This is a genomic window from Soonwooa sp., from assembly GCF_030151385.1.
Classification (GTDB): Bacteria; Bacteroidota; Bacteroidia; order Flavobacteriales; family Weeksellaceae; genus Soonwooa.
Map to the genome: position 1 here is coordinate 46,251 of NZ_JASLDS010000001.1, position 6,620 is coordinate 52,870.

A 6,620-nucleotide genomic window follows, 5' to 3' on the forward strand; every position below is an offset into this window, starting at 1 on the left:
ATTTACCAAAACAAAAACTTTTTCTTCTTTTTCCAGTTGCTTTGGAAGATTACACCAAGATAATTTTTTCTTAATTTTTCAAGATTATGGAATTTTTTCTCCAAATTAAATTGTTCCTGAAAGTGATATACCTTAAAGAATCCTTCAACAGGAAGTATGTCAATTAATCTCGTTTTTAATAAATATTCACCATAGATAATACATTCTGACGGCGAGGTTATCGCATCAATCTCGTTAAAGAAATTCATGAAATCTTGGTTACGCTCTTTTAGAAAAACGTCATTGAAGTGTTGCCAGACTTTGCAACTCCACAAATAAGGAGATGGTCCATAATCCCATTCTTTTCCTTTGTTTCCGAACAAAGGTCGCGTTGCTTTCAGCGCTTCTTTAAAGAAAATTTTGTCCGAATCTTTGCCTATGTTTTCCATCGTTTCCAAAAAGCTTTTGGACTCATGCATAATGGTGTAAGGTGTGTCGTCATCATATAAAAAATCCGAGTAATAAAAATCCCGAATAAATTGGGAGTCAGAGTCTATACAAAGATAGTTTTTGCAAATACCTAGTCGATAGACGTTGGCTTTAATAACTTGTTGATAGCGCCAACCATCTTTAATGTTACAGTTAATAACATCACCATCTTTTATTAATGTTAAATTTTCGCTGTTGATATTTTCTTTAAAGAAGTCAAAATCGCTGTCATTAACAGAAAGATAAACAGGGATATTTTCTTTGTTAAACTTACTTACAGATTGAAGCAGATTTTTGACAGCTTCAAAATCTCGACGATAACTTTTAATAAATAAAATCAGTTTATGCATTTTGAACGATAATTAAGGCTAGATTCTTGCTGTATTCAATGCAAATATCCATATTTGTATATTCAAAAAAAAATTAAAGTTTGAAAAAACGAATCCTCTATTTTATGCCAGATAATCCAATCTCTGGCAAAGCAGGGAATATCACACGTCTTAACCAGATGCTTTCTTATTTTAATGATGTGCGGTTTGATGTCACATTTGTGTCATTACGCGATTGGGGGCAATGGACAGAAAAGGACGTGCTTTTGTTTCAAGACAAATTTCCAAATATTAAATTGGAACTGCTTGAAAAAAAATACAAAAAACGTTTTTTTAAATACCTTTTTCTCTACAAAATCCCGAATTTATTCAAGCAAAATTCAATTGATATTACGAGCTTTATCCTAAGAAAGGAATTCGGAAATATCGCAAAACAATCCCAATTCGATATTGCAGTTATCAGCTATGCATCTTGGGCAAAGTTGGGCGATTATTTTCCAAATACGACGACGAAAATTATCGATACTCATGATTTTATAACAGCACAAAGTCGTCACAAAAAAAATAAAATCGGAAAATTGTTTCAAGATGAAATGAATCTTTTGCGTTATTACAATAATATTTTGACTTATTCGGTGGAGGAAGAGTACATTTTTGAGCAATTCACTGATAAAAAAGTGACATTGATGCCGATCTCTTTTCCTGTGAAATTTCAAAATCATACCCAAGATTTTAAGTATGATGTATTGTTTGTCGCAAGTGATAATCCTCATAACGTAAAGGGAATCCAATGGTTTTTAGAATATGTTTTACCAAATTTAGAAAATGTTAAAATTCATGTCATTGGAAAAATTTGTAAGGTGATAGGAGATTATCCAAATGTTGTTAAACATGGTTTGGTCGATGATTTGGAAGATTATTATAATCACGCAAAAATTGCCATTTGTCCAATGTTAAGTGGCACAGGTATCAAAATTAAAGTTTTAGAAGCTTTGTCCTACGGGATTCCTGTTGTTACCAATAGACGCGGTGTCGATGGACTTATTAACAAAGTTGACAATGGTTGTTTGGTTGCAGATACTGGTTTGGATTTTGCAAACCAAATTAAGAAACTATTAATAAATGATGATTTTTACAATAAAACTAGAGACGAAGCTGTTTCTTATTTTGTAAACAATCATAGTCCCACTAAAGAGGACGAAATTTTAAGTCAAATTTTTGGCTAGTAAAAGTTATTGAATGAGAAAAAAAATCCTGATAGATCTTGAGAGACTCCGTTATCCGTATTCTGGAATTGCTAATGTATTTCGGAATCTGAGAGCTGGTCTAGAAGCCAATAATTGTAATCTTGATCTCAGTTTTTTCGGAAAATTCGCCAATTCGGAAAGTCAGCGTCAATGGCAAAAATGGCATAAGTTTTATGAAAATTTTAGTGATAAATATGATATTGTCCATGTAAGTCATCAGCTTTCGTCCTACTTCCAAAAGGATTATAAAAAGACGATTAAAATCTTGACTTTACATGATCTTAATTTTTTACACGAAAATCTTTCCGATTCTAAGAAAGAAAAAATGTTGACTAAGGTCAATAACAATGTTAAAAATGCAGATTATATTGTTTTCATTTCAGAATATGCAAAAACTGATTTTGAGAAAAATCAACAATTATTTAAGTTAAATAAACTCAAAGCTTTTCATGTTATCCATAACGGAATCAAACTTCCAGATGCCAAGGATTACGATTTGGGACAGTTTGAGTTTTTAAAACAGAAAAAATACATTCTTAATATCGGTGTTTTATTTGATAAAAAGAATCAAATTTCTTTAGTTAGAATGTTGCCTTATATTAATGAAGACTTAGTTTTATTGGCGTCCGCAGAAAAAGAGCCTTATGCTAGTGAAGTCCGAGCAACTATTAAAGAATTAAATCTTGCAGATCGTGTTCATTTCCTTCGAAATGTATCCGAAGAGGAAAAATATGCGTTAATCCAAAACTGCGAAGCAATGTGCCATCCGTCCATTGCGGAGGGTTTTGGTATTCCCCCAATTGAAGCAATGGCTTTTGGTAAAGCAGTTTTCCTTTCAAAGTATACAAGTCTTCCCGAAATAGGCGGGGATGCTGCTTATTATTTTGATAATTTTGAAGCCAAACAAATGGCTGAGTTTTATCAAGATAAAATGAAATTCTACCACGAAAATAAAGTTCTAGAAGAAAATAAAATAAAGGATTGGGCGAAGCAATTTGACTACAAAGTGATGGCTTTTAACTATCTCGAGTTTTACTCAAAAGTTCTGCGATAAAAAAGTGGCTTTCCTAAGAGAGCCACTTTTTTGTTATTTCTTAAATTCCAAAACTGTTTTCTCGATGATTTTCACACAATCCAATAATTCGTCTTTTGTGATGACCAATGGTGGTGCAAGACGGATAATGTTTCCGTGTGTTGGTTTTGCTAAAAGGCCATTTTCTTTTAAAGCGACACAAAGATTCCAAGCTGTAGAACTTTCTGGAGTATCATTAATTAAAATAGCGTTTAACAAACCTTTTCCTCGAACAGCTGTTATTAAATCTGTTTTTTGAATTAGTTTCTCTATTTCAGAACGGAAAAGTTCACCCAATTCTTGTGAACGCTCCGATAATTTTTCTTCTTCAACAACATCCAAAGCAGCGATTGCAACAGCGCAAGCCAAAGGATTTCCTCCAAACGTAGAACCGTGTTGACCTGGTTTGATAACATTCATAATATTATCATTTGCCAAAACCGCTGAAACTGGATACATTCCGCCAGAAAGCGCTTTTCCAAGAATCAAAATATCGGGTTGTACGTTTTCGTGGTGACAGGCAATTAACTCACCTGTTCTTGCAATTCCAGTTTGTACTTCGTCTGCAATAAAAAGAACATTGTATTTTTTACAAAGTTCAGATGCGCCCTTCAAGAAACCTTCATCAGGAACATAAACTCCCGCTTCACCTTGAATTGGTTCTGCTAAAAATGCAGCGATATTTTGAGCGTCAGCTTTTAAAGTTTCCTCTAAAGCATTTAAGTCATTGTAAGGAATTTTAATGAAACCTGGTGTAAAAGGACCATAGTTTAAATTAGCATCTGGGTCATTAGAAAAAGAAACAATTGTAGTTGTTCTTCCATGGAAGTTATTTTCGCAAACGATGATTTTTGCAGCATTTTCTGAGATACCTTTCACTTCATAACTCCATTTACGAGCTAATTTAACAGCAGTTTCTACAGCTTCTGCTCCAGAATTCATCGGTAAAACCTTATCAAAACCGAAAAGTGAAGTAATTTTCTTTTCGTATTCTCCTAATTTGTTATTGTAGAAAGCTCTTGATGTTAAAGCCAAAGTTTGCGCTTGGTCTGTTAAAGCTTTTACAATTTTCGGATGCGAATGCCCTTGATTTACCGCAGAATAAGCTGAAAGAAAATCATAATATTTTTTACCATCTACGTCCCAAACAAAAACGCCTTCACCTTTTTCCAAAACCACTGGTAGTGGATGGTAATTGTGAGCACCATGTTTTTCTTCTAATTCAATATAATAGTTTGAATCTTTATTGTTTTCCATTATTAAATAATTTCGTGGTTGTCAAAATTAAAAAAAATGCCCAACCTAGGCTGGGCAATTTCGTATTTATTTAAAATCTTAAATGCTATACTCGTATTTACGATCCATAACAAAAGACTCCATAAATTTAGTCGTGTAATCTCCAGACAAGAAAGCTTCGTCTTCTAATAATTGTCTGTGGAAAGGAATTGTGGTTTTAACACCCTCGATGTAGAATTCTTCTAGAGCGCGTTTCATTTTTGCAATCGCTTCTTCTCTTGTTTGCGCTGTTGTAATCAACTTAGCAATCATAGAGTCGTAGTTTGGCGGAATTGCGTAACCAGAATATACATGCGTGTCAACTCTTACACCATGACCACCAGGGATATTCAATCCAGTGATTTTTCCAGGTGAAGGACGGAAATCCGCATACGGATCTTCTGCGTTGATACGACATTCGATAGCATGTAATTTTGGATAGTAATTGATACCCGAAATTGGCGTTCCAGCCGCTAACAAAATTTGCTCACGAATAAGGTCGTAGTCAATAACCTGCTCTGTAATTGGATGCTCTACTTGGATACGAGTGTTCATCTCCATAAAGTAGAAATTACGATGCTTATCTACCAAAAACTCGATTGTACCAACACCTTCGTATCCGATGAATTCAGCAGCTTTAACAGCAGCTTCACCCATTTTTTCACGAAGTTCATCTGTCATGAATGGAGATGGTGTTTCCTCAATCAACTTTTGATTTCTTCTTTGGATAGAGCAATCTCTTTCTGACAAGTGGCAAGCTTTTCCATATTGATCACCAGCAACTTGAATTTCGATATGTCGAGGTTCTTCAATAAGTTTTTCCATGTACATACCACCGTTTCCGAAAGCGGCAACAGCTTCTTGGATAGCAGATTCCCAATGTTCTTTTAGGTCTTCTTCTTTCCAAACGGCACGCATACCTTTACCACCACCACCAGCAGTTGCTTTAATCATTACTGGATAACCTGTTTCTTTCGCGATGCGTTTAGCATCTTCATAAGAATCGATTAGTCCGTCAGAACCTGGCACGCAAGGGATTCCTGCTGCCTTCATGGTTGCTTTAGCTGTAGCTTTGTCACCCATTTTTTCAATTTGTTCTGGCGTTGCTCCAATAAATTTGATATTGTTGTTGGCACAGATTCTAGAAAAGTTAGCATTCTCAGATAAGAATCCGTAACCAGGATGGATCGCGTCCGCATTAGTGATTTCTGCTGCTGCAATGATGTTAGGGATCTTTAGGTAAGAATCTTTACTCATCGCAGGACCGATACATACTGCTTCGTCCGCAAATCTTACGTGTAAGCTATCTTTGTCTGCTGTACTATATACTGCAACCGTTTTGATACCCATTTCTTTTGCGGTACGTAGAATTCGCATTGCGATTTCGCCACGGTTTGCAATTAATATTTTTTTGAACATCTTTTAGAATTTTAAATTTTAAATTTTGAATTTTAAATTATTTTAAATGTCAAAAAACATCTAAAATCTATAATTTACAATCTAAAATTGCTTACGATGGATCTACCAAGAATAATGGTTGGTCGTATTCTACTGGTGTAGCGTCATCAACTAAAATCTTAACGATTTTTCCGCTAACTTCAGCTTCGATTTGGTTGAATAATTTCATTGCTTCGATTACACAAACAACTTTGTCAGAAGTAATGCTATCACCAACATTAACAAATACATCTTTGTCAGGTGATGGCTTTCTGTAGAAAGTACCAATCATTGGCGATTTGATAATGATAAATTTGCTGTCGTCATCAGCAGATTCAGTAGCTGTACTCGCTGCTGGTGCAGAAGTTGGAGCTGCTTGAGGAGCTGCAACTGGCGCTTGATAAGCAACTGGTTGAGAAACGTAACTTACTGGTTCTCCACCTAGTGGTGTCTTAATAAAAATTTCGAAGTCCTTGTTTTTATATTTTACTTCAGATACACCTGCTTTTGCAACAAATCTAATTAGATTTTGAATGTCTTTAATATCCATATTATAGGTAAATTAATTTTGAAAGTCAAAGATAATAAAAAACCACTCGATTTTGAGCAAATTGAGTGGTTTTTTATGTCGTGAATAAGATATTTTATGTAAAATATCTTAGTTTTCTTCAGTAGTTTCTACTGTTTTTTCCAATACTACTTTTCCTCTGTAGTATAGTTTTCCTTCATGCCAATGCGCTCTGTGGAAAAGGTGTAATTCTCCAGTTGTAGCGTCTTTAGCTAATTGAGGAG

The 6,620-nt window shown here is 34.6% G+C and carries 7 protein-coding genes; 2 read left to right on the forward strand and 5 right to left on the reverse strand.

What is annotated here, in order from left to right; all coding sequences use genetic code 11:
- Window positions 1-2: 2 nt before the first annotated feature.
- Window positions 3-818 (reverse strand): DUF6492 family protein, encoded by an 816-nt coding sequence (locus Q1V95_RS00190; protein ID WP_300668854.1) that lies wholly within the window; start codon window positions 816-818, stop codon window positions 3-5.
- Window positions 819-898: 80 nt separating this feature from the next.
- Here Q1V95_RS00190 and Q1V95_RS00195 point away from each other — a divergent pair, with 80 nt between their 5' ends.
- Window positions 899-2,023, forward strand: a complete 1,125-nt coding sequence (locus tag Q1V95_RS00195) for a glycosyltransferase (protein WP_300668857.1) — start codon at window positions 899-901, stop codon at window positions 2,021-2,023.
- A 13-nt stretch (window positions 2,024-2,036) separates the two neighbouring features.
- Window positions 2,037-3,098 (forward strand): glycosyltransferase family 1 protein, encoded by a 1,062-nt coding sequence (locus tag Q1V95_RS00200; RefSeq protein WP_300668859.1) that lies wholly within the window; start codon window positions 2,037-2,039, stop codon window positions 3,096-3,098.
- A gap of 33 nt (window positions 3,099-3,131) precedes the next feature.
- Here the strand turns inward: Q1V95_RS00200 and rocD are convergent, their stop codons facing one another.
- From rocD to Q1V95_RS00220, 4 genes are all read right to left on the reverse strand, one after another.
- Window positions 3,132-4,373: an ornithine--oxo-acid transaminase gene (gene rocD / locus Q1V95_RS00205; RefSeq protein WP_300668861.1), complete on the reverse strand. Its 1,242-nt coding sequence runs from the start codon at window positions 4,371-4,373 to the stop codon at window positions 3,132-3,134.
- Window positions 4,374-4,451: 78 nt separating this feature from the next.
- Window positions 4,452-5,810, reverse strand: a complete 1,359-nt coding sequence (gene accC, locus Q1V95_RS00210) for an acetyl-CoA carboxylase biotin carboxylase subunit (protein WP_300668864.1) — start codon at window positions 5,808-5,810, stop codon at window positions 4,452-4,454.
- 91 nt (window positions 5,811-5,901) lie between these two features.
- On the reverse strand, window positions 5,902-6,378 hold the full coding sequence (gene accB / locus Q1V95_RS00215; RefSeq protein WP_300668867.1) for an acetyl-CoA carboxylase biotin carboxyl carrier protein: 477 nt from the start codon (window positions 6,376-6,378) through the stop codon (window positions 5,902-5,904).
- A 108-nt stretch (window positions 6,379-6,486) separates the two neighbouring features.
- On the reverse strand, window positions 6,487-6,620 hold a 134-nt coding region (locus tag Q1V95_RS00220; RefSeq protein WP_300668873.1), incomplete at its 5' end, for a 50S ribosomal protein L32.

Coding starts and splice junctions, on each gene's coding strand:
- Q1V95_RS00190 (WP_300668854.1), bottom strand. CDS start 818: ATGCATAAACTGATTTTATTTATTAAAAGTTATCGTCGAGATTTTGAA.
- Q1V95_RS00200 (WP_300668859.1), top strand. CDS start 2,037: ATGAGAAAAAAAATCCTGATAGATCTTGAGAGACTCCGTTATCCGTAT.
- rocD (WP_300668861.1), bottom strand. CDS start 4,373: ATGGAAAACAATAAAGATTCAAACTATTATATTGAATTAGAAGAAAAA.
- accC (WP_300668864.1), bottom strand. CDS start 5,810: ATGTTCAAAAAAATATTAATTGCAAACCGTGGCGAAATCGCAATGCGA.
- accB (WP_300668867.1), bottom strand. CDS start 6,378: ATGGATATTAAAGACATTCAAAATCTAATTAGATTTGTTGCAAAAGCA.